Source organism: Pseudomonas sp. Irchel s3f10 (assembly GCF_900187515.1).
Taxonomy (GTDB): domain Bacteria; phylum Pseudomonadota; class Gammaproteobacteria; order Pseudomonadales; family Pseudomonadaceae; genus Aquipseudomonas; species Aquipseudomonas tensinigenes.
On record NZ_FYDZ01000003.1, the window covers coordinates 346111 to 370063 of the forward strand.

Here is a 23953-nt window from a genome sequence, read left to right on the forward strand (position 1 = left end):
CCGCAAAACCATCAGACCAGCTCTTTCATCCGATGCCACAACATGCCGAGTGCCAACAACGGCGAACGCAAATGCTTGCCGCCCGGGAAGGTGATATGCGGCACCTTGGCAAACAGATCAAAGCCCCCGCTGTGCTGCCCGCTGATCGCTTCGGCCAATAACTTGCCCGCCAGGTGCGTGGCATTCACCCCGTGCCCGGAGTACGCCTGGGCGTAATACACATTCGGCTGATCCGCGAGCCGCCCAATCTGCGGCAAGCGGTTCGCGCCGATACCGATCATGCCGCCCCACTGATAATCGATCTTCACCCCGGCCAGTTGCGGAAACACTTCGAGCATCTTCGGCTGCATGTACGCGGCGATGTCTTTCGGGTCGCGTCCCGAGTAATGGCAGGCCCCGCCGAACAGCAAACGACGATCCGCCGAGAGCCGGTAGTAATCCAACGCCACACGTTGGTCGCAGACCGCCATGTTCTGCGGCAACAGGTTGTGTGCCTGCTCTTCGCTCAACGGTTCGGTGGCGATGATGTAGCTGCCGGCCGGCAGGACTTTGCCGCTGAGTTGTGGATTCAGATCATTGAGATAGGCGTTGCAACCGAGCACCAATGTTTTGGCGCGCACCGAACCCTGAGCGGTATGGATTTTCACTTCAGAGCCGTAATCGATACGGGTCACTGCCGAGTGCTCGAACAGCTTCACGCCTAGTTGCTGCGCCGCTGCTGCTTCGCCCAAGGCCAGGTTAAGCGGATGCAGATGCCCGGAACCCATGTCGATCAAGCCGCCAACGTAGCGCTTGGAACCGACCACCGTGTGCATCTCGTTGGCTTGCAGCAAGCGGGTTTCGTAGCGATAACCGAGGCCGCGCAGTTCTTCGGCGTCTTCGGCAAAACCTTCGAGGTCGGACGGCTTGTTGGCGAGATCGCAGTAGCCCCAGGTCAAGTCGCAGGCAATCTGAAAGTGCTCGACCCGCTGGCGAACGATTTCCACCGCTTCCAGGCCCATCAGTTTCATCTCGCGCACGCCGTCGGCACCAATGACGTTGGTGAACTGATCGAGGCCGTGACCGACCCCGCGAATAAGCTGCCCGCCGTTGCGGCCGCTGGCGCCCCAGCCGATCTTGTGCGCCTCGAGCAACACCACGCTGAGGCCGCGTTCAGCCAGTTCCAGCGCCGTGTTCAACCCGGAAAACCCGCCGCCGACCACGCAGACATCAGCCACCATTTCACCTTGCAGCGCAGGATGATCCGGCTGCGGCAGGCTGCTGGCGGCGTAGTAAGAGGCAACGTGGGGTTGGCTCGCGGAGGTGAAGGCGCGGGCAGTCATGGGCGTCATCCAACGGCTAAGTGTCGAGAAAATTTGACGGAGCATAAGCCGCACGCCCGAACGTGGGCAACACTGGTCGGCCTGCGGTGTCTGGATCGCGGCTTTTGCGGCACAATTGCCGTCTATTTCACCTCGGTTACCGCTGCAATGAGCTGCAACAGCCAGAAAATCCGCACTTTGCGTCAGCAGATCCCCTCGTTCGAGTGCGTGCCCGGCTGCCATGACTGCTGCGGGCCGGTGACCACTTCGCCGGAAGAAATGGCGCGCCTGCCGCGCAAGACCCGCGCCGAGCAGGATGCGGCGATGGAGGAGTTGAACTGTGTGCACCTGGGGCCGAATGGCTGCACGGTATATGAAGAGCGACCGCTGATTTGCCGGTTGTTCGGTACGACGAAAACCTTGCCTTGCCCGAATGAGCGGCGGCCGGTGGAGCTGATTCATCCGCGCGTTGAAAAGCAGATTTTCGAGTACATGGCGGCGCATCGGCAGGTGTTGGTTTAACGCGTTCACTCGGGACCGAGTCGACGCTTTCGCGAGCAGGCTCGCTCCCACATTTGGAATGCATTCCCCTGTGGGAGCGAGCCTGCTCGCGAATGGAGCGCCACCGATCTTCAATCCGGAATAGGTAAGCTCAGGCTCTCCTTCACCTCTTCCATCACGATATAACTCTTCGACTCGCGGACATGCGGCAGCTTCAGCAGAATGTCGCCCAGCAGCTTGCGGTACGAGGCCATCTCGGAAATCCGCGCCTTCACCAGGTAGTCGAAATCCCCTGATACCAGATGACACTCCAGCACGTGCGGCAACTTCAGTACCGCGCGGCGGAACTCCTCGAAAGTGTCGCCGGACTTGTAGTCGAGGCTGATCTCGACGAACACCAGCAAGCTACCCTTCAAGTGCTGCGGATTCAGCCGGGCGTTGTAGCCCATGATGATCCCTTCGCGCTCCAGGCGCCGCACCCGCTCGGTGCACGGCGTGGTGGAGAGGCCGACCTTTTCCCCGAGTTCGGTAAAGGAAATCCGTCCGTCCGCCTGCAGGATCCGCAAGATGTTGCGGTCGATCTTGTCCAGCTCACGTTTGGTCTGAGTGTTGGTACGCATAGGGGATGCGCCTCCGTGAAAAGGGTTTTTGCCGAGAATTGTCGCCAAATATAGGCGCTTATATAGTGAAAAGCACTGGCATTTCTTTTTTACACTGCGCGCATCATTGCTCTAACAACAGACGTACGCGGCCCTGCCGCGATGAGGGATACAAAAATGCGCGTAATGGTCTTGGGTAGCGGCGTCATCGGTACCGCCAGTGCTTACTATCTGGCCCGTGCCGGGTTCGAAGTGGTGGTGGTCGACCGGCAGCCAGCTGCGGCCATGGAGACCAGTTTCGCCAACGCCGGCCAGGTGTCGCCGGGCTACGCCTCGCCGTGGGCCGCGCCGGGCGTGCCGCTGAAGGCGATCAAGTGGCTGCTGCAACGCCACGCCCCTCTCGCGATCAAGGCCACCGCCGACATCGACCAGTACCTGTGGATGGCGCAGATGCTGCGCAACTGCACTGCCAGCCGTTACGCGGTGAACAAGGAGCGCATGGTGCGTCTGTCCGAGTACAGCCGCGACTGCCTCGATGAACTGCGCGCCGAAACCGGCATTGCCTACGAAGGCCGCAGCCTCGGCACGACTCAGCTGTTCCGCACCCAGGCGCAACTGGATAACGCCGCCAAAGACATCGCCGTGCTGAAAGAGTCCGGCGTACCGTTTGAAGTCCTCGACCGCGCCGGCATTGCTCGCGTTGAGCCAGCGCTGGCAGGTGTCACTGACATTCTCGCCGGTGCCCTGCGCCTGCCGAACGACCAGACTGGCGACTGCCAGATGTTCACCACGCGTCTCGCCGAAATGGCGGTGAAACTCGGTGTCGAATTCCGCTTCGGCCAGGACATTCAGAAACTCGACTACGCCGGTGATCGCATCAACGGTGTGTGGATCGACGGCAAGCTGGAAACCGCCGACCGCTACGTGCTGGCCCTCGGCAGCTACTCGCCGCAACTGCTCAAACCGCTGGGCATCAAGGCCCCGGTGTATCCGCTCAAGGGTTACTCGCTGACTGTGCCGATCACCAACCCGGCGATGGCCCCGACCTCGACCATTCTCGATGAGACCTACAAGGTCGCGATCACCCGGTTCGACAACCGCATCCGCGTCGGCGGCATGGCCGAGATTGCCGGTTTTGACCTGTCGCTCAACCCGCGCCGCCGCGAAACCCTGGAGATGATCGTCAACGACCTTTATCCTCAGGGCGGCAATCTGGCTGAGGCAAGTTTTTGGACCGGTCTGCGTCCGACCACACCGGACGGCACGCCGATCGTTGGCGCCACGCCGTTCAAGAACCTGTTTCTCAACACCGGTCATGGCACGCTCGGTTGGACCATGGCGTGCGGTTCCGGTCGTTTGCTGGCCGACCTGATGGCGAAGAAAAAGCCACAGATCAGCGCCGAAGGCCTCGATATTTCCCGTTACGGCAACAAAACTCAGGAGTCCGCAAAACATGGCAATCCAGCGCCAGCTCACCAATGAGCGCATGAGTCAGATCGTCAGCCACAACGGCACCGTGTATCTGGCGGGGCAGGTCGGCGACGACTTCGACGCCGGGATTGAACAGCAGACCCGTGACGTACTGGCCAATATCGAGCGTTTGCTTGATCTGGCCGGGACTGACAAACAGCATCTGTTGTCGGCGACGATCTACCTGAACGACATCGAAGCGCACTTCGCCGGGATGAACTCGGTGTGGGACCAGTGGCTGCCAAAAGGCGCTGCCCCGGCCCGTGCCACCGTCGAAGCGAAAATGGCCAAGCCGAGCATTCTGGTAGAAATCTCTATCGTCGCCGCGCTGCCGTAACCGTTGTAAAGATCCCTCTCCCGGCGCTGTTGGCGGTTCACGTCGTCAGTCGGCGCCGGTTTTTCTTCCCATGACCGCCTAGAAGTCTGCCGCCATGCGTCCTGCCCGTGCCCTGATCGACCTAGAAGCCCTGCGCCACAACTACCGAATTGCCCGCGAAGTCACCGGTGCCAAGGCGCTTGCCGTGATCAAGGCGGACGCCTATGGCCATGGCGCGGTGCGTTGCGCGCAGGCGCTGGAAGCCGAGGCCGACGGTTTTGCCGTGGCCTGCATCGAGGAGGCTTTGGAGCTGCGCGCTGCCGGTATTCGTGCGCCGGTGTTGTTGCTGGAAGGGATCTTCGAGGCCGATGAGCTGGCGTTGATCGTCGAGCATGATTTCTGGACGGTGGTGCACTCGCTGTGGCAGCTCGAAGCGATCGAGCAGGCAACACTGAGCAAACCGATTACCGTGTGGCTGAAGCTCGATTCGGGCATGCACCGCGTCGGTTTGCATCCAAAGGATTATCCGGCGGCTTACCAGCGTCTGCTGGCCAGCGGCAAAGTGGCGAAGATCGTGTTGATGAGCCACTTCGCCCGCGCCGATGAGTTGCACGCGCAGAGCAGCACCGAGCAGGTCGCGGTGTTTGAAGCGGCGCGTCAGGGCCTGGCGGCGGAAGTCAGCCTGCGTAACTCGCCGGCGGTGCTCGGTTGGCCGCAGATTCACAGCGACTGGGTGCGTCCGGGCATCATGCTATACGGCGCCACGCCGTTCGAAGAAGCCAACGCCGTGGCTGATCGCCTGCAACCGGTGATGACCCTGGAATCGAAAGTCATCTGCGTCCGTGAGCTGCCCGCTGGCGAGCCGATCGGCTACGGCGCCAAATTCATCACCGACAAGCCTATGCGCATCGGCGTGGTCGCCATGGGTTACGCCGACGGCTACCCGCGTCAGGCGCCGACCGGTACGCCGGTTTTGGTGGCTGGCAAGCGCAGTCGCATCCTCGGTCGAGTGTCGATGGACATGCTCTGCATCGATCTGACCGATGTGCCGGAAGCAGACCTCGGTTCGAGCGTCGAACTGTGGGGCAAAAACATCCTCGCCAGCGAAGTGGCGCAGTGGGCGGACACCATTCCGTACCAGATCTTCTGCAACCTGCGTCGAGTGCCAAGGCTCTATTCCGAGGGTTGACGCCACTGCGGGGGCCAAGTGTTGTAAATACTGAACGCTGTCGCCATGATAACGCTCAATATTCTTACAACATCAGGAGGCTCCCGCCTTGGACGTCGGTGAACGACTGCAATCGATCCGCAAGCTCAAAGGGCTTTCCCAGCGTGAACTCGCCAAACGCGCGGGCGTCACCAACAGCACCATTTCGATGATCGAAAAGAACAGCGTCAGCCCTTCGATCAGTTCGCTGAGAAAGGTGCTGGGGGGCATCCCCATGTCCATGGTCGAGTTCTTTTCCGAAGAAATCCTGCAGGAAGTCCCGACCCAGATCGTCTACAAGGCCAACGAGCTGATCGACATTTCCGACGGAGCCGTGACCATGAAACTGGTCGGCCGCGCGCACCCCAGCCGCGCCATCGCATTCCTCAATGAAATCTACCCGCCGGGCGCTGACACCGGCGAAGAAATGCTCACCCATGAAGGCGAAGAAACCGGGATTCTGGTGGAAGGTCGTCTGGAACTGGTGGTGGGTCTGGAAACTTTTATTCTCGAAGCCGGCGACAGCTACTACTTTGAAAGTACCAAGCCGCATCGTTTCCGTAATCCGTTCGACGCGCCTGCGCGACTAATCAGCGCAGCCACGCCGGCGAATTTTTAACAAAGAGGCGCCAGGCCATTATGGCAAAGGCACCCGGACAGTTTTTCTACCGTGCGGTATAACCCCTTCGACTATGGGGTTGTTTCAGTGTGACGGGCTACCCGCTATACTTCCGCCCGCCTGCGAACCGTGGCCGCAGGCGTGAATAGCCACCATTGAGGGTGAACGCGTGAATCTAATTATGAAAATGCTGGCTGCACCAGCAACCGTACTGGCCCTCTGGGCTGTCAGCGCTCAAGCTGCGACGAATGACGACATTGCCAAACGCCTCGAGCCGGTTGGCCAGGTGTGTGTACAGGGGCAGGAATGCAAAGGGATGGAAGTGGCTGCGACTGCCGGCGGCGGTGATGCGAAGACTCCAGACTCAATCATTGCCAAACATTGCAACGCGTGCCATGGCTCCGGCCTTTTAGGCGCGCCGAAAATCGGCGATACCGCAGCCTGGAAGGAACGCGCCGATCACCAGGGCGGCCTCGACGGCATCCTGGCCAAGGCCATTACAGGCATCAACGCTATGCCGCCTAAAGGCACCTGTGCCGACTGCACCGATGCTGACCTGAAAGGCGCAATCGAGAAAATGTCCGGCCTGAAGTAAGGCGTGCATCTGATGAAAAAAACCGTCTTCGGACGGTTTTTTTGTGCCTGCGATTCAAGAGCCCCTCACCCCAGCCCTCTCCCGGAGGGAGAGGGGGCCGACCGAGGTGTCTGGCGTCCGACATCGACCTGAAAGACCTTGGCGATTATGGATTCAGCACATCACTTTCACGTCGGCGTATCTTCACAGCAACCCCCAATCAGTCCCCTCTCCCTCCGGGAGAGGGTTAGGGTGAGGGCAACAATTTCGAGTCGGAAAAACATTTCAAGAACAGCGCACACTCACTCTGAAGCTGTTCTTTGCAGCAAACTCAAGGCAATCTCGGTCTACCCCTATTCACGGAACGGGCAGGAGGCTTCAGATGGTGCAGTTGTGTTCGATCGAACAGGCAGTGGACGACGTGCTGGCGCGCTTGCCGGCGCATATCCACATGGGTATGCCGCTGGGCCTGGGCAAACCCAATCACTTCGTCAACGCGCTGTACCGGCGGATCAAAGACCTGCCCGAGCGGCAACTGACGATCTATACCGCACTGTGCCTCGGCCGCCCGGCGTTGGGCGATGGCTTGCAGAAGCGCTTTATCGAACCCTTCGTCGAGCGCGTATTCGGTGATTACCCGGAATTCGATTTCCTCGCCGACCTGCACCGCGACAGCCTGCCCGCCAACATCCGCATCGAACAGTTCTTCATGCAGCCCGGCAGCCTGCTCAACAGCGCGCCGGCCCAGCAGGATTACGTCAGCAGCAATTACAGCCACGCCGCTCGCGACATCAACGCTGCCGGGCTGAACCTGGTGGCGCAGTTATTGGCCAGCAGCAGCGAACACCCGGATCGCCTGAGCCTGAGTTGCAACCCCGATATCACCCTCGACCTGTTGCCGATGATCGCCAAGCGCCGCGACGCCGGGGAAACCATTTTGCTGGTCGGCCAGGTCCACACCGATCTGCCGTACATGCCCGGCGATGCAGAAGTCGACATCGACACCTTCGACCTGCTGATCGACGCCAAGGACAACAGCACGCTGTTTTCCACGCCGAACATGCCCGTCGGTTTTCAGGATCATTTCATTGGCTTGCACGCGAGTACGCTGGTGCGCGACGGGGGTACGTTGCAGATAGGCATCGGCTCGATGGGCGATGCGCTGACCGCCGCACTGCTCGCACGTCAGGCGGATAACGCCGGTTATCAGGCCTTGCTCCATGACATCAATCTCAGCCAATGGGCGCGGTTGATTGAGCGCGAGGGCGGCACCGGACCGTTCGCCAAAGGCCTGTACGGCTGCAGCGAAATGTTCGTCAACGGCCTGCTGGTGCTGGCGGATGCCGGGATCATCCGGCGCAAGGTCTACCCGGATGTGCCGACGCAGGAACAGGCCAACGCCGGCACCCTCGACGAGGCGGCACAGACTGACGGCATCTCGGTGCACGGCGGTTTCTTCCTTGGCCCGCGCAGTTTCTACGAGCGCCTGCGTGAGTTGCCACAGAGCAAACGCCTCGAATTCAACATGACCCGCATCAGCTACATCAACGAGCTCTACGGACAGGAAGAACTCAAACGCCTGCAACGCCTTGATGCGCGGTTCATCAACACCGTATTCACCATGACCCTGCTTGGCGCTGGCGTGGCGGATCAACTCGAAGACGGACGGGTACTCAGCGGTGTCGGCGGGCAGTACAACTTCGTCGCGCAGGGCCACGCGCTGCACGATGCCCGTTCGATTCTGATTCTGCGCAGCTGGCGTGAATCCGGTGGCGACGTCAGTTCCAACATCGTCTGGGAATACGGCCACTGCACGATCCCCCGGCACCTGCGCGATATCGTCGTGACCGAATACGGCATCGCTGATCTGCGCGGTAAAACCGATGCCGTAGTGATCGAATCGCTGCTGAACATCAGTGACTCGCGCTTCCAGCAGGGCCTGATCGAACAAGCGCAAAAGGTCGGCAAACTGCCAAAAGATTTCCGCCTCGATCCACGCTTCGCCGACAACACGCCACAGCGTTTGCAGGCGATCGCCGCACGGCACAAAAACCTCTTTCCGGAATACCCGCTGGGCTGTGATTTCACCGCGATCGAACGGGATCTATTGCGTGCGCTGAACTGGCTAAAAAGCAAATTCAAACTCACCGAAATCCTCGAACTCGGCAAAGCCGCCCTCGACGCCCCCGAAGCATCGCTATACCCCGAGCATCTTGAACGCATGCAACTCACCCACCCGGAGGGCCTGAAAGAAGACCTCTTCCAACGCCTGCTCCTCACCGGCCTGAAAGCCACCATCCAATAACTGCCTGACCCAAAACAACTGTAGGAGTGAGCCTGCTCGCGATGACGGTGTATCAGTCAAACAAGATGTCGACTGACCCTAAGCATTCGTAATCACGCTTACTCCTACATATTAAGAGCACTCTAACGAGTGAATAGGATGGACGCTCACGGATGGGCTAAGAAAGTCTATGTGGTAGCCAGAGGAACCATCACCAATAGCTAAATGAACACCGCTGATTCCCTCGTTCATTTGGGAGTTGATTTTGTAATCGATTTTATTCGAGATGGATTCGTTAACACCGATGGCAAATTCCGTAAGTTTCAGTCCGCGTTTGCCCGCAGCCAGATCCAGAAGTTTTATATGTTCTTCGTTATTTATTCTCAATGAGGTTATGTTGTTTTCTTCTATTGTGAGTAAGGTCTCTTCGTTTGATATTCGATCGCTTAGCCATTTTAGAGATGTTTTTACACCGGTAGGCAACTCGGGGTTAGGCTTTCTGAGTACAGTCAGTATTCCAGAAACATTCAGCGTGCCTGAAAATATAAAAGGGCAGGGCTCTAATGGGTTCATATGTGCGTAATGAACTTCAAAAAATTCTGCGACGGACTGCACGAAATTTTCGGTCACATCTTCGCCAAGCAATGCATAAGGCTGTGCATGGGGAAGAATAGTTACGGTTGCATTGGATTCGTTGCCAGATAACGAAAAGGTCTGATGGGAATTAAGCATATTCAATACAGCTCGCTGCGAGCAGAGCGATTGCTGAAAATCGCTGTCCATCAGAAGCCTTAGGCTGTAAAGCGCGGCGGCTAAGGATGGTTCAAATACTTGGGTCGCGCAAAAGATGATTTTTTTCCGCTCCATTTTTTTGCGATCTCAAATGTTAATTTTGCAGCTTCGTTGCTGAAAGAAAAAACGATGCTATTTTTTGGAAACGTCTCTAACTGAGTAATATTGAACGTCGCGAATCCCCAAAGCTCACATTCTCTAAGGAATTCATTCGAGTCGGCGATAATCGAAAATTCTTCATAATTGAAGAGCGCCGACGCTATATTTGGCGGTGACATAAAACCCTCCTTATTCTGAAGTGCGCGGCAAGGGCGGTTGCCGCGCGGTGCTTTCAATTAATCTTCAGTATGCGCCCAGGCTAACGGTGCCCACCCGAAATTGTCCGGGCCAGAAGTGATTCGATTAAGATTTTCTTTTATGGTTTTTTCAGTTTGCATTTTATTGTCCTTTTGCTGATTTTGTTATGGTCCCCCATGTTGTATGGGGGTGAGCGGATTAATGCATAAGTTTGTGGTCGTGTTAAATAATTATTTTCGCTTTTTAAGAATCATTTCGTCCGTCTTGTTTTGTAAGGTGGGTGGTTCGGTTATTTAAGCGGATTGCGTCTGTAGGCTTAATCTGAAAGTTGTAAATTCAAGATTTTTAAATTGTGGTGAGAGGTCTTGTCTGGTTAGGTTTTATTTATGGGTTTTGTTTTTTTGGGCTCATGCCAACCATAAATACAGGGGCACAAAGTGCATATATCAAAGAAATACCTGACAGATGCATCTGTCCACCAAGCCTTACTCCTCACTGACTTAACCGAAAAGAGCCACCCTGATCACGCTGTTCGACTATTACTGAATGAAGTCCTTCAGGGACTCGAAGAAAAGGGCTGGCCCCGAGCGCAGTTGCAGGTTGGGCCAAGGATTGTGTCCGCCGAAGAAAACTACGGTTTGCTGGGTTACGACCCGGCAGAAATTACCCTCGGCAGTGAGCACACACGTTGGGTCGATGAGCATTCGCTTTTGCGAACACAGACCACCAGCCAAATACCTGCGGCGCTTCAGCGGGCCGCCGAGGTTCGTCAGCCGGGACAAACCATTTTGCTGGCAGCGCCAGGCATTACCTTCAGGCGTGATAGCCGAGATCGTTGGCATTGCGCCGAGCCGCACCAAATGGACATTTGGGTATTGGGCGATCCAGAACTGGCATCCCATGAGCATTTACTGCGTCTTGTTGGCGATATTTTGCAGTCGGCCGTTCCTGAAAAATCCTGGGTTTATAGCGATAGTCCACATCACTACACCGAGGGCGGGATTGAAGTGAATGTGTTGAATGATGGCGTGTCGGTTGAGGTTCTAGAGTGCGGGCGTATCGCGAAGTCGCTATTGCAGCGTTTGCAGATTGATCCTCTGCGCCATGGCGGGCTGGCTTTAGGGATGGGGCTGGATCGCCTGACGATGTTGCGTAAAGGCATTCCTGATATTCGTTTGTTGCGTGATCAGAATGTGCGCGTGCAGGCGCAGATGCATGATCTGGATCCTTGGACTGCGGTATCTCGTTTGCCGTCGATTGCCCGCGATATCTCGTTGGCGGTAACGCCGGGATTGAGTGAAGAGGTATTGACCGAGAGGATGTTGCAGGCGGCAGGGGATTGTTCTGGATGGATTGAGGAGATGCGAATCAAGGGGCGTTGGCAGCGTTCGGATTTACCGGCGCAAGCCATTGAGCGACTCGGAATGTTGCAGGGTCAGGAGAACGTGCTTTTGCATGTGGTGCTACGGGATTGTTCGCGCTCGATTACTACCGGCGAGGCGAATGCGTTGTACGCGGATATTCAAACTGCGATGCATGAAGGGGTGCCGGGGGCGGGGTACAGAATGGATTTGTCGAAGGCTTGAGACTGAGCTCACTCATGGAGTGAGGCCACATTATGTAGGAGTGAGCCTGCTCGCGATGACGGGGTATCAGCCGACGAAAATATCAGCTGACACTACGCTATCGCGAGCAGGCTCACTCCTACAGGGGGACTGCGGTGCTGCTGGCTTATTCGATGAAGGTGACCACGCCACCCGTCAGCGATTTCACGCGAGCCAGCGATTCAACGCGGTAGCCCTGCGAATCCAGTTCGGCGCGGCCGCCCTGGAACGACTTCTCGATGACGATGCCGAGACCGGCAACGGTCGCGCCGGCCTGTTTGATGATCGAGATCAGCGCTTGCGAGGCCTTACCGTTGGCCAGGAAGTCGTCGATGATCAGCACGCGGTCGCTGCTGGTCAGGTGACGCGGCGAGATGGCCACGGTGCTTTCGGTCTTTTTGGTGAACGAGTAAACGGTCGCCGACAGCAGGTTTTCCGTCAGGGTCAGGGACTGTTGCTTGCGGGCGAAGATCACCGGCACGCCGAGGTTCAGACCGGTCATGATCGCCGGAGCGATGCCCGAGGCTTCGATGGTGACGATCTTGGTGATGCCTGAGTCCTTGAACAGCGAGGCGAATTCGTCGCCGATCAGCTTCATCAGGGCCGGGTCGATCTGGTGGTTCAGGAAGGCGTCGACCTTCAGGACCTGGTCGGAAAGCACAATGCCTTGTTCGCGGATTTTCTGCTGCAATGCTTCCATGAAGCTGTCCTCTTTTGGCGCTTTGTGCGCCGAAGGTCTAGTAAAAAAAGTGGTCAATTCTAGCGCTTTAACATCGCGCGTATATCAGCCAATGCGCTATTGCCGCGCACGACTTTGACTTCGGTCGGTGTGTCGTCGTTGCCTTCCCAGGCCAGATCGTCCGGCGGCAGCTCATCGAGGAAGCGGCTCGGCGCGCAGTCGATGATCTCGCCGTACTGCTTGCGCTTGGCGGCGAAGGTGAACGCCAGGGTCTGGCGCGCGCGGGTGATGCCCACGTAGGCCAGGCGGCGTTCTTCTTCGATGGTGTCGGCTTCGATGCTGGAGCGGTGTGGGAGGATTTCTTCTTCCATGCCCATGATGAACACGTAAGGGAATTCCAGACCCTTGGACGCATGCAGCGTCATCATCTGCACGCCTTCGGCACCGTCTTCCTCTTCCTGCTGACGTTCGAGCATGTCGCGCAGGACCAGTTTGCCGATGGCGTCCTCGACGGTCATTTCGCCTTCCTCGTCCTTCTCGAGGGTGTTTTTCAACGCCTCGATCAGGAACCAGACGTTGCTCATCCGGTAATCGGCCGCCTTGTCGCTGGAGCTGTTGGTGCGCAGCCAGTTCTCGTAGTCGATGTCCATGACCATGCTGCGCAGCGCCGAGATCGGGTCTTCGCCGGCGCACTGCTCGCGGACCTTGTCCATGAAACGCTTGAAGCGCGACAGGCGATCGGTGAAGCGACTGTCCAGATGCTCGCCCAGACCGATTTCGTCGGTGGCGGCGTACATCGAGATTTTGCGTTCGGTGGCGTAGTTGCCGAGTTTTTCCAGGGTGGTCGAGCCGATTTCCCGGCGCGGCACGTTGATTACCCGCAGGAAGGCGTTGTCGTCATCCGGGTTGACGATCAGGCGGAAGTAGGCCATCAGGTCTTTCACTTCCTGACGGCCGAAGAAGCTGTTGCCGCCGCTCAGGCGGTACGGCACCTGATGGTGCTGCAGCTTCAGTTCGATCAGCTTGGCCTGATAGTTACCGCGATAAAGGATGGCGAAATCGCTGTACGGGCGGTCGGTGCGCAAGTGCAGGCTGAGGATTTCCATGGCCACGCGCTCGGCTTCGGCGTCTTCGTTACGGCAACGGATCACGCGGATCTCGTCGCCGTGGCCCATCTCACTCCACAGCTGCTTTTCGAATTCGTGCGGGTTGTTCGAAATCAGCACGTTGGCGCAGCGCAGGATGCGACTCGTCGAGCGGTAGTTCTGCTCGAGCATCACCACTTTCAGCGATGGATAGTCGTCCTTGAGCAGCATCAGGTTTTCCGGCCGCGCGCCGCGCCAGGCGTAGATCGACTGGTCGTCGTCGCCCACCACGGTAAATTGATTGCGCTTGCCAATCAGCATCTTTACCAGCAGGTATTGGCTGGCGTTGGTGTCCTGATATTCGTCGACCAGCAGGTAACGCACCTTGTTCTGCCACTTTTCGAGAATGTCGGCGTGTTCTTCGAAGAGTTTTACCGGCAGCAGGATCAGGTCGTCGAAGTCCACCGCGTTGAACGCTTTCAGGGTGCGCTGATAGTGGGTGTAGACGATGGCGGCAGTCTGTTCCTTGGGATTACGCGCGTTCTCCAGCGCCTGAGGCGGCAGGATCAGGTCGTTTTTCCAAGCGCCGATCATGTTCTTGATCTCGTCGACGCCGTCTTCGCCCGCGTATTCCTTCTGCATGATGTCGGTCATCAGGGACTTGACGTCGGTCTCGTCGAAGATCGAGAAACCGGGCTTGTAGCCCAACCGCACGTGTTCCTTGCGGATGATGTTCAGACCGAGGTTGTGGAACGTACAGACCGTCAGGCCACGCCCTTCGCCGGCGCGCAGCAGGGTGCCGACCCGCTCTTTCATCTCGCGCGCGGCCTTGTTGGTAAAGGTCATGGCGACGATGTACTGGGCGCGGATGCCACAGTTCTGGATCAGGTGCGCGATTTTGCGCGTGATCACGCTGGTCTTGCCGGAGCCAGCACCGGCGAGCACCAATAGAGGGCCGCCGACGTAGTTCACGGCTTCTTGCTGCCGGGGATTGAGTCGGGACATACGAAAATTCGGGAGTCGTTGACGAAATGGGCCGGCATTTTAACAGGCTCAGCGAATTGTGCTGCTCTGTCCGACTTGTGACGTACCACGCGATTCAAATTTGCCGGTTTTGTTACTTTCGCGGAGGATGCGCGGTGATTTTGCGGCTAATGTACTCATTCGTGACACAAAATAACGTTTTGATAACCGTTGTCATTTGGTCATTGAACATCGCAACGGCATAATGCCCCGCCCACATCTTTGCAGAGTCTAGGGAGCTAGCTTGTCTACGCCTGTCGAACCCTTGCGTTTGCTGCTACTGGCCGAAGAGCCAGCGTGGACAGCGTTATTGCGCGAGTGTCTGGCTCCGTTGGGGAGCGCGGCGGTGCTGATCAGCGCGCCGAGCTGGGAGTCGGTCAGCAGTTTGTTCGAAGACAACCGCAATGCGGTGTTGTTGACCCTTCCGGCATTGCAACCGGCACCCGGCCGTTGCAGCCTGCCGACGGTCTTGCTGCTGGAACATGAACCGGACACCGCGCCGGTTGGCGTCAGCGACTGGCTGGTGTTCGACGCCCTCGACGCCGGCATGCTACGCCGTTGCCTGCGCCATGTGCGCGAACGCGGCGTTCTCGAAAACACCCTGCAACGCCTGGCCGAACAGGATCCGCTGACCGGTATCGCCAACCGTCAGGGTTTCCAGACCTTGCTCGCCGCGCGCCTTGCGGAAAACGACGGGCGTGGCTTGGCCCTCGGGCATCTCGATCTCGACAACTTTCGTCATGCCAACGATGCGCTGGGCCATCAGGCGGGCGATCGCTTGATCCTGCAAGTGGTCGCGCGGCTGAAAAGTCAGCTGGAGGCCGGTGATCAACTGGCGCGATTGGGCAGCGACGAATTTGCCTTGCTGATCGACACCCGCCGTGCGCCACAACGCGCGGAATGGATGGCTGAACGCATCACCGAAGCGCTCGCCGAACCTTACTGGGTCGACGGCGAAAGCCTGCTGATCGGCTCCAGCCTCGGCATCGCCCACGCTCGCGCGCAGGGCGGCGCCGACCCGCTGATGTGGCATGCGCACATCGCCATGCAGCAGGCGAAGAGTACGCAGGGCTGCACCTTTCACATCTTCAACGAACGCATCAACCGCAATGCGCGGAGCATGGCTGACCTCGAAAGCGAGCTGCGCCGGGCTTTGCGCCGCGATGAGCTGGAGCTGCATTACCAGCCCCGTCTGAACATGCAGGATGGCCAGATTGTCGGCCTCGAAGCCTTGGTACGTTGGCGTCACAGCGAGCGCGGCCTGCTGCCGCCGAGCGAGTTCGTGCCACTGGCCGAGCAGAGCGGCTTGATTGTGCCGTTGGGTTACTGGGTGATTTCCCGGGCCCTGCGCGATATGCAGGCGCTGCGTGAACGCGGATTGCCGGCGCTGCACATGGCGATCAACCTGTCGTTCCGCCAGTTTCAGGACAGTCAGTTGTTGCCGACGTTGAGCCGCTTGATCGCCGAGCGTGGCGTCGAGGCGCAATGGCTGGAGTTCGAACTGACCGAAACCGCGGTGATGCGCCGCAGCGATCTGGTCAAGCAGACCATGGACGCCCTCGGCCGCCTCGGTGTGCGTTTCTCGCTGGATGACTTCGGCACCGGGTTTTCGTCGTTCGTGCACCTCAACAGCCTGCCGATCACCTTGCTGAAGATCGACAAAAGCTTTGTCGGCGGCATGGAGCAGCGTGAGGAGAACCGCAAACTGGTGCACGCGATGATCAATCTCGCGCACAACCTGCATCTGGAAGTGGTGGCAGAGGGGGTCGAGACGCCGGAACAACTGGAGCTGCTGCGCGGATTTGGTTGCGATCAGGTGCAGGGCTATCTGATCAGCCGGCCGTTGCCGTTGGCGGAGTTGGTGGAATATCTGACGTTTGGATCGAGTCAGCAGCCAGCCCTCGAAATCGTGAACTGAGCACATAACCAATGTAGGAGTGAGCCTGCTCGCGATAGCGGTGTGTCAGAAATGATGAGTTGTCTGACACACCGCTATCGCGAGCAGGCTCACTCCTACAAGGGATCTCAGTCGGTCTGCGGGACAGTGAACTGACTTGATGACGCAGGCTCCAGCCGAATCATCCGCTTCATCTTCCATTCGAACGCCAGCGTCAAACTCACCGCCGCACACGCCAACCCCAGCGCCAACCCCCACCAGACGCCCGTCGGCCCCCAGTTGAGGTGGAACGCCATCCACCACGCCGCCGGCGCACCGATCAGCCAATAGCAGGCGAGCCCGACCAGGAACGTGGTTTTCGCATCCTTGAGGCCACGAATGCAGCCCATGGTAATCGTCTGCGTGCCGTCGAAAAGCTCGAACCACGCCGCCACGGCCAGCAGGCTCACCGCGAGGCGGATCACCTCGGCAAACGCCGGATCGTTATGGTCGAGGAACAAGCCGACCAACTGATTCGGTAACAGCCAGAACACCATGGCAAAAGCCAGCATCACCACCGCGCCGAACGCGATGCCGACCCGGCCCGACATGCGTGCATCCAGCAACTGACCGGCGCCGTAATGCTGGCCGATACGCATGGTGATCGCATACGACATACCGGCTGGCACCATGAACGCTACCGAAACGATCTGCAGGGCAATCTGGTGCGCGCCCATTTGCGTGCTGCCCATGGTGCCCATACACAGCGCTGCAAAGGCAAACAGCCCGACTTCCACCGCGTAGGTGCCGCCAATCGGCAGGCCGAGGCGCCACAGTTCCTTCAGGTATTGTCGATTGGGCCGCGACAGGCCCGCGCGCAACGGATAAGCGTCGTAGGCTGGATGCCGGCGAATATGCCAAGCCAGCACCAGCGCCATGCAGTTGGCGACAATCGCTGTGACCAGCCCGATCCCCATCAACCCCAGTTTCGGCAGGCCGAACATACCGGTAATCAGCGCGTAATTGAGCAGAAAGTTAGCCACTGTGCCGCCGAGGCTGATGACCATCACCGGTGTCGCCCGGCCAATTGCGCTGGTGAAGCCGCGCAGGGCCATGAAACTCAGGTAGCCGGGCAGGGCGAAGGGCAGGGCGATCAGGAGTTGCCCGGCAGCGTTGACGTTGGTTTCGGTCTGGCCGAACAGCAGCAACACCGGTTTCAGATTCCACAGCAATAAACCGGCGCCCAGCGCCATTAGCCATGCCAGCCACAACCCTGCTTGGGTCAGGCGTGCAGCGCCCAGAATGTCGCCTGCGCCCTGGCGGATCGCCACCAGCGTGCCGACGGCTGCGATCACGCCGATGCAGAAGATCGACACGAACGAATAGCTCGCCGCGCCCAGACCGCCGCCGGCCAGCGCTTCGGGGCTGATGCGCGCCATCATCAGAGTGTCGGTCAGCACCATCAACATGTGCGCCAACTGTGAAGCAATCAACGGCCCGGACAGCCGCAGGATGGCCCAGAGTTCGGTACGCACAGGATGCTGCATGGTCATCACCACTCGATTTTCAGAGGGAACAGGAGATCGAGGATTCTCGGCGCTTGGCAGGCTTTGCACAAAGGGATAAAAAGGATGGGTGGCATGATTAAAACTCATCTTGAGCAAATTCTTTCACGTCGGCTGCATCCCGCTGTAGGAGCTTTCTGCATGTCCCGTCGTCTTCCTCCCTTGTATGCCCTGCGCGCATTTGAAGCGGCGGCGCGACATAGCTCGTTCACCCGTGCGGCTGAAGAGTTGTCGATTACCCAGAGTGCAGTGAGTCGGCATATTCGCACCCTGGAAGATCACTTCGCCTGTCGGCTGTTTCATCGCAGCGGGCGCAATCTGCAGCTGACCGAAGCGGCGCGTTTGCTGTTGCCGGGAATCCGCGAAGGCTTCAGTGCGCTTGAACGGGCCTGCAATACCTTGCGCGCCGAAGACGACATCCTGCGCATGAAAGCCCCGTCGACCCTGACCATGCGCTGGTTGCTGGCGCGGCTCAGTCGTTTCCGTCATTTGCAACCGGGCAATGAAGTGCAACTGACCAGCGCCTGGATGGATGTGGATTCGGTGGACTTCAACGATGAGCCTTTTGATTGCGCTGTGCTGTTGAGTGACGGGCATTTTCCGCCGGACTGGGAGGCGAGTTTGCTGTTTCCCGAAGAGCTGATTCCCGTCGGCGCACCGAACCTGCTCAATGATCAACCGTGGGATCTGGCCCGGCTGGCGTCCACCGAATTGCTCCATCCGACGCCGGATCGCCGCGACTGGCGCAGTTGGCTGGAGCACATGGGTTTGTCCGATCAGGTCTCGCTCAAGGGCGGGCAGGTGTTCGACACTCTGGAATTGGGCATGATCGCAGCGGCGCGCGGTTATGGTGTGTCGATGGGCGACCTGTTGATGGTCGCAGAAGATGTGGCGCAGGGAAGACTGAGCCTGCCGTGGCCGACGGCCGTCGCCAGCGGACTGAATTATTACCTGGTGTGGCCAAAAACCCGTCCCGGAGGTGAACGTTTGCGTCGTCTCAGCGACTTCCTGCAAGGCGAAGTCCGCGCCATGGAACTGCCGGCGGTTGCGCGCTTGAGCTGAAACGTTCGAGCCGCCACAATGGCGGCCTTGTGCCATAACCCTGCTGCTCGCTCAAGTATTCGGCTTTACCGCCGAATACGTGCATGTGGAACCGTCGTGCCGGTATCCACGATTCACCCCCACTATTAAAAATTATCCGAGCTGCGATCAAGGAGGATCGGAAAGTTCGGCCAGGAGCTGTCATGTCTCAACCTCGCGCTCGGATCGCCTCACAGTTAGGCCTCGCCCTCGCCGTGATACTGGCGATAGTCATCAGTGGCAGTACGGTGTTCGCCCTGCGTTCGCTGGATTCCGCCAACCTCGCTACCCGTGAAGAGCATCTGGCCAGTGAGGCGCGGCTGCTGGCCGACCAACTGAGCACCTTTCACGGCACGCTGCGTGAAAGCACCCAGCGGCTCAGCGGGTTGTTCGAAAAGCGCTTCAGCGCGGGTCTGAGCATTCACCCGAGTGAACCGGTGACGGTGGCCGGCACCCAGACCCCGGGCCTGCACCTGGGCAGCGAAGTGTTGAACAACAACTTCAAGGAAGTCGACGAGTTCAAGCAGATGACCGCCGGCGTCGCCACGCTGTTCGTGCGCAGCGGCGAAGACTTCGTACGGGTCAGCACCTCGCTGACCAAGCAGGATGGCACTCGCGCCATTGGCACCTTGCTCGACCACGCGCACCCGGCTTACGCGAAGCTGATGGCAGGACAAAGCTACGTCGGTCGCGCCTTGTTGTTCGAGCGCTCTTACATGACCCAATACACCCCGGTGCGCGATGGCAGCGGCAAGGTGATTGCGGTGCTGTTCGTTGGTTTCGATTACACCGACGCGCAGAACGCCCAGTTCGACAACCTCAAGCGCTTCCGCATCGGTCAGACCGGCTCGCTGGCGCTGCTCGACGAGCAGAACAAATGGCTGGTTGCACCGGCGGGTGTGCAGGCGCTGGATCAGTCGATTCCAGTGATCACTGGTCTGGCCAAGACGCCGGGCAAAGGTCAGTTCTGGGCCGACAAATCCGAGGACTTCTACAGCGTTGCCGTGCCGTTCGACGGCGGGCCGTGGTCGGTGGTGGCGAGCATGCCGAAAACCGAGATCCGCGCAGTGACCTGGAGCGTCGGTACGCAACTGGCGATCGGCAGTCTGTTGGCGATGCTGTTGGCGGTTGGTTCGGTGGTCTGGCTGCTGCGCAGCAAGCTCGCACCATTGAGTGATCTGGTGCGTCAGGCCGAGGCCTTGGGCGCCGGTGATCTGAGCGTTCGCCTGAACGTATCGAGCAATGACGAAATCGGTCAGTTGTCTCGTGCGTTCAACCAGATGAGCCAGGCGCTGTCGACCATGGTCGAGCATATCCGCCGCTCCTCGGAAGAGGTCAACAGCCGTGCGCAAGCCTTGTCCGGTCTGTCCGGCGGTGCCTATGAAGGCATGGAGCAGCAGTCTGGCGAAATCACCAGCATGGCAGGTGCGGTGGAAGAGTTCAGCGCGACCTCGCTGAACATTGCCGACAACATGGGCGCGACCCAGCGTCTGGCGCAGGAGAATGCTCAGCAGACGCAGATTGGCCGCAGTTCGATGGAAGAAGCGTCGTCCTCGCTGGAGCAAATCGCTGGCGCCCTGAACAGCACCGCCACCGTGATCAACACCCTCGGTCAGCGTTCGCAGGAAATTGGCGGCATCGTCGGTGTGATTACGTCGATTGCCGAGCAAACCAACCTTCTGGCACTTAACGCAGCAATCGAAGCTGCCCGCGCCGGTGAGCAGGGTCGTGGCTTTGCTGTGGTGGCCGATGAGGTGCGCAGCCTGGCCTCGCGTACTCGTCAGGCGACGGATGAAATTTCCAGCATGATTCACAGCATCCAGCAGGAAACCGGCAACGCGATCAGCACCATGGAGCAGGGCAATGTGCTGATGCAGGAAGGCTTGTCGCGTAACGCCAACGTGGCGTCGGCGCTGGCACGTATTGATGAGCAGAGCCGTTCGGCGGGGCAGCAGTTTGCCGCGATCACCACGGCGACTCAGGAGCAGAGCAGCACTGCGACGTTGTTGAGCAGTAATTTGCAGAGCATCGCACTGGCCAACAGTGAGCAGCGTGAGGTTGTGTCGAACCTGGCTGTTACGGCTAAGGAGCTGGAGAAGCTGGCGGCGGACCTGCGTTCCGAGGTTGATCGCTTCCGTTGATGCACCTTTGAAATAGCTTTCGCGAGCAGGCTCGCTCCTACAGGTGTATCGGTTGGTCGCAATGTTTGTGATCACTGAAGATCCCTGTAGGAGTGAGCCTGCTCGCGATCGCCTCACTGCCAATCCTGGGTAAAACACTCGAACTCTTGATCTTTCATACTTGCTGAAACGTTTCCGCAGCGCTATAAAAATGGCACAACTCCAATAAAGGCTGCTGCCATGACCCCGCTCAAACTCGCCGTCGCCCTCGGCGCATTCACTGCTGCTTCCCACGCCATGGCCTGGGATTACGTCCTTCTCGATACCAACAAGCCCGCACAAAACTGGAGCATCACCAGTGAACAGCTCGGTGTAAAAACCGACAAACCCTTCTCCGTAAGCCTGCGTACCTTGCACGGTGGGCGGCAGGAAGGTGTCAGCATCGTTGATATCGATAACGGCATGATGAAACTCTCGGTGGTGCCAACCCGAGGCATGAATGTCTTGCAGGCCTCTGTCGGCAACGTGCGTATGGGCTGGGATTCGCCAGTCAAGGACGTGGTCAACCCGGCCTTCATCGAGCTCAACGGACGCGGCGGGCTGGGTTGGCTGGAAGGCTTCAATGAACTGGTCGCCCGCTGCGGTTACGAATGGGTTGGCCATCCCGGCATCGACAATGGCGAACTGCTGACCTTGCACGGACGCGCTGCCAACATCCCGGCCAGTACCGTCACGCTGCACATCGATGAAAAGCCGCCCTACGCCATCAGTCTGCGTGGCGAGCTGAAAGAGCAAGCGTTCAAGAAAGTCGACTTCTCGGTCGTCACTGAGCTGGTCACCGAGCCCGGCAGCGTGCGCTTCGCCCTCAACGATACGCTGACCAACAACGGCGATTATCCGAAGGAATACCAGGCGCTGTATCACAGCAATTTCAGCACGCCGTTCCTCGAGCAAGGCGCACGATTTGCCGCTCCGGTGAAACAGGTGTCGCCGTTCAACGACAAGGCCAAGGGTGATTTGCCAGACTGGCAGACCTACCGCGCACCGACCAAGGACTACGACGAAACCGTCTACAACGTCGTGCCCTATGCCGACGCCAAAGGCGAAACCCTGACTGTTCTGCATAACAAGGCCGGCAGCCTCGGTGTTTCTGTTGGCTTCAATACCCAGCAGTTGCCGGTGTTTTCCCTGTGGAAAAACACTGATACCCAAGGGCAGGGCTATGTCACGGGACTGGAGCCGGGCACCAGTTTTTCTTACAACCGCCGCTATCAGCGTCCGCTGAATCTGGTGCCGACCATTGCACCGAAAGAACACAAACAGTTCCAGATCAGCTACAGTCTGCTCGCGGACAAAGGTGCTGTGGATAAGGCCTTGAAGCGTGTGACCGAGATTCAGGCGGGGCGCGAGACCGAAGTGCGGCAGACGCCGTTGGTGGATCTGACCGAGCATTAAGGTGTCGCCGGCCGATATTGCAGCGCCTCGGCCAAGTGTTCGCGTTTGATTGCATCGACTTGCTCAAGGTCTGCCAGAGTGCGGGCGACCTTGAGTAGCCGGTGTGCCGAGCGCAGCGATAGCGTCAGCCGTTCACACGCTGATTCCAGCCATTTCTCATCGGCTGTGGATAACTTGCAGTGTTTTTTCAGTCCTGGCAGATCGAGAAACGCGTTGGCACAGCCTTGGCGCTTTTGCTGGCGCTCCCGCGCCTCGGCCACCAATGCGGCAGCGCTGGCGCTGTCCTCGCCGGGCTTAATCGCAGGATTCAGCGCCGTGGCTTCCCGCGCCACCGTCAGGTGCAGATCAATTCGATCCAGCAGCGGCCCCGATAGCTTATTGCGATAGCGCTGCACCATGTCCGGGGTGCAGGAACATTTGCCGCTGGGCTCGCCAAGATATCCACAGGGACAGGGATTCATCGCCGCCACCAGTTGAAAGCGTGCCGGAAAGCGCACGCGATCCTTGGCACGGGCAATCACGATATGCCCGGACTCCAGCGGCTCGCGCAGCACCTCCAGCACCTTGCGATCAAACTCCGGCAACTCATCGAGAAACAGCACGCCGTGGTGGGCGAGGGTAATCTCGCCGGGTTGCGGTTTTGAGCTGCCCCCGACCAGTGCCGGGCCGGATGCGGAATGGTGCGGCTGGCGAAACGGCCGCTGTGGCCAATGGGTCAACGGCACGCCGCTGGCGACGGACTGAATCGCCGCAACCTCCAGCGCTTCACTCTCGGCCAGCGGCGGCAACAGTCCCGGTAATCGGCTGGCCAGCAATGTCTTACCCGTTCCCGGCGGCCCACTGAACAGCAGGTTATGGGCACCCGCAGCAGCAATCAGCAATGCCCGTTTCGCCGCCGCTTGCCCCTGCACTTCATTCAAGTCGGGATAAGGCTTGCTGGCATGCATCAGCCCGTCAGACACATACGGCTCAACCGGTGTATGCCCATTGAAATGTGCCACCGCCTCCAGCAGATGATCCACCGCAAACACCTTCAGTCCAGAGGCCAGACACGCCTCCTCGGCATTCGCCCGCGGCACCACCAGCGCACGACCCGCCTTGCGCGCGGCCAACGCTGCCGGCAAAACCCCGCGCACCGCTCGTACTGCGCCGGACAACGCCAACTCACCCAGACATTCCACATCATCCAGCGTCAGACACGGCACCTGCACACTCGCCGACAGAATCCCCAAGGCAATCGCCAGATCAAACCGCCCGCCATCCTTGGGCAGATCCGCCGGCGCCAGATTCAAGGTGATCCGCCGCGCCGGAAACTGCAGCCCGGAATTGATGATCGCGCTGCGCACCCGATCCTTGCTCTCCTTCACAGCCGCCTCGGGCAGGCCGACCATGGTCAGCGACGGCAGACCGTTGGCCAGATGGACTTCGACGGTGACAGCGGGGGCTTCCACGCCAATCTGGGCGCGACTGTGGACGATGGAGAGGGACATGGTCGTTCCTTGAGCT

At 59.0% G+C, this 23953-nt stretch carries 19 protein-coding genes; 12 read left to right on the top strand and 7 right to left on the bottom strand.

The genetic code is table 11. From position 1 onward, the window contains the following. Window positions 1-11 precede the first annotated feature (11 nt). Window positions 12-1322: an FAD-binding oxidoreductase gene (locus CKW17_RS10735; protein WP_095119820.1), complete on the bottom strand. Its 1311-nt coding sequence runs from the start codon at window positions 1320-1322 to the stop codon at window positions 12-14. Between the two features lie 147 nt (window positions 1323-1469). On the opposite strand from CKW17_RS10735, the gene CKW17_RS10740 reads away from it, so the two are divergent. Beyond that, entirely contained in the window at window positions 1470-1823 is a 354-nt protein-coding gene (locus CKW17_RS10740) for a YkgJ family cysteine cluster protein (protein WP_095119821.1), read from the top strand. 110 nt (window positions 1824-1933) lie between these two features. Here CKW17_RS10740 and CKW17_RS10745 read toward each other — a convergent pair whose 3' ends face one another. Further along, complete coding sequence (locus CKW17_RS10745; RefSeq protein ID WP_003177284.1) at window positions 1934-2422, bottom strand: Lrp/AsnC ligand binding domain-containing protein; 489 nt, start codon at window positions 2420-2422, stop codon at window positions 1934-1936. A 156-nt stretch (window positions 2423-2578) separates the two neighbouring features. On the opposite strand from CKW17_RS10745, the gene dadA reads away from it, so the two are divergent. The 6 genes from dadA (at window position 2579) to CKW17_RS10775 (ending at window position 8892) form a co-directional block, all read left to right on the top strand. Next, window positions 2579-3883, top strand: a complete 1305-nt coding sequence (gene dadA / locus CKW17_RS10750; RefSeq protein WP_095119822.1) for a D-amino acid dehydrogenase — start codon at window positions 2579-2581, stop codon at window positions 3881-3883. Continuing rightward, on the top strand, window positions 3855-4208 hold the full coding sequence (locus CKW17_RS10755) for a RidA family protein (RefSeq protein ID WP_038359209.1): 354 nt from the start codon (window positions 3855-3857) through the stop codon (window positions 4206-4208). The genes dadA and CKW17_RS10755 overlap by 29 nt, the downstream gene beginning before the upstream one ends. A gap of 94 nt (window positions 4209-4302) precedes the next feature. Next, window positions 4303-5376: an alanine racemase gene (alr, locus tag CKW17_RS10760; protein WP_095119823.1), complete on the top strand. Its 1074-nt coding sequence runs from the start codon at window positions 4303-4305 to the stop codon at window positions 5374-5376. 88 nt (window positions 5377-5464) lie between these two features. Further along, complete coding sequence (locus CKW17_RS10765) at window positions 5465-6013, top strand: cupin domain-containing protein (RefSeq protein WP_007920393.1); 549 nt, start codon at window positions 5465-5467, stop codon at window positions 6011-6013. 181 nt (window positions 6014-6194) lie between these two features. Next, entirely contained in the window at window positions 6195-6608 is a 414-nt protein-coding gene (locus CKW17_RS10770; RefSeq protein WP_064389547.1) for a cytochrome c5 family protein, read from the top strand. Window positions 6609-6969: 361 nt separating this feature from the next. After that, on the top strand, window positions 6970-8892 hold the full coding sequence (locus tag CKW17_RS10775; protein WP_095119824.1) for an acetyl-CoA hydrolase/transferase C-terminal domain-containing protein: 1923 nt from the start codon (window positions 6970-6972) through the stop codon (window positions 8890-8892). A 111-nt stretch (window positions 8893-9003) separates the two neighbouring features. On the opposite strand, the gene CKW17_RS10780 is transcribed toward CKW17_RS10775, so the two are convergent. Further along, window positions 9004-9738: a hypothetical protein gene (locus CKW17_RS10780; RefSeq protein WP_256586221.1), complete on the bottom strand. Its 735-nt coding sequence runs from the start codon at window positions 9736-9738 to the stop codon at window positions 9004-9006. A gap of 659 nt (window positions 9739-10397) precedes the next feature. Between CKW17_RS10780 and CKW17_RS10785 the strand changes: the two genes are divergently transcribed. After that, on the top strand, window positions 10398-11546 hold the full coding sequence (locus CKW17_RS10785) for a hypothetical protein (RefSeq protein ID WP_095119825.1): 1149 nt from the start codon (window positions 10398-10400) through the stop codon (window positions 11544-11546). Window positions 11547-11691: 145 nt separating this feature from the next. Here CKW17_RS10785 and CKW17_RS10790 read toward each other — a convergent pair whose 3' ends face one another. Further along, complete coding sequence (locus CKW17_RS10790) at window positions 11692-12264, bottom strand: xanthine phosphoribosyltransferase (RefSeq protein ID WP_034152041.1); 573 nt, start codon at window positions 12262-12264, stop codon at window positions 11692-11694. A 59-nt stretch (window positions 12265-12323) separates the two neighbouring features. Next, complete coding sequence (gene rep / locus CKW17_RS10795; RefSeq protein ID WP_053124992.1) at window positions 12324-14333, bottom strand: DNA helicase Rep; 2010 nt, start codon at window positions 14331-14333, stop codon at window positions 12324-12326. A 262-nt stretch (window positions 14334-14595) separates the two neighbouring features. On the opposite strand from rep, the gene CKW17_RS10800 reads away from it, so the two are divergent. Next, on the top strand, window positions 14596-16269 hold the full coding sequence (locus tag CKW17_RS10800; RefSeq protein ID WP_095119826.1) for a bifunctional diguanylate cyclase/phosphodiesterase: 1674 nt from the start codon (window positions 14596-14598) through the stop codon (window positions 16267-16269). 107 nt (window positions 16270-16376) lie between these two features. On the opposite strand, the gene CKW17_RS10805 is transcribed toward CKW17_RS10800, so the two are convergent. Beyond that, entirely contained in the window at window positions 16377-17774 is a 1398-nt protein-coding gene (locus CKW17_RS10805) for a NorM family multidrug efflux MATE transporter (RefSeq protein WP_095119906.1), read from the bottom strand. Between the two features lie 159 nt (window positions 17775-17933). Here CKW17_RS10805 and CKW17_RS10810 point away from each other — a divergent pair, with 159 nt between their 5' ends. From CKW17_RS10810 to CKW17_RS10820, 3 genes are all read left to right on the top strand, one after another. Further along, complete coding sequence (locus tag CKW17_RS10810) at window positions 17934-18854, top strand: LysR substrate-binding domain-containing protein (protein ID WP_095119827.1); 921 nt, start codon at window positions 17934-17936, stop codon at window positions 18852-18854. A 182-nt stretch (window positions 18855-19036) separates the two neighbouring features. Further along, window positions 19037-21013: a methyl-accepting chemotaxis protein gene (locus tag CKW17_RS10815; RefSeq protein ID WP_095119828.1), complete on the top strand. Its 1977-nt coding sequence runs from the start codon at window positions 19037-19039 to the stop codon at window positions 21011-21013. Window positions 21014-21232: 219 nt separating this feature from the next. Then, window positions 21233-22447, top strand: a complete 1215-nt coding sequence (locus CKW17_RS10820; RefSeq protein ID WP_095119829.1) for an aldose 1-epimerase family protein — start codon at window positions 21233-21235, stop codon at window positions 22445-22447. On the opposite strand, the gene CKW17_RS10825 is transcribed toward CKW17_RS10820, so the two are convergent. After that, window positions 22444-23937, bottom strand: coding sequence for a YifB family Mg chelatase-like AAA ATPase (locus CKW17_RS10825; protein ID WP_095119830.1), 1494 nt, complete (start codon window positions 23935-23937; stop codon window positions 22444-22446). The genes CKW17_RS10820 and CKW17_RS10825 overlap by 4 nt on opposite strands. Between the last annotated feature and the right edge of the window lie 16 nt (window positions 23938-23953).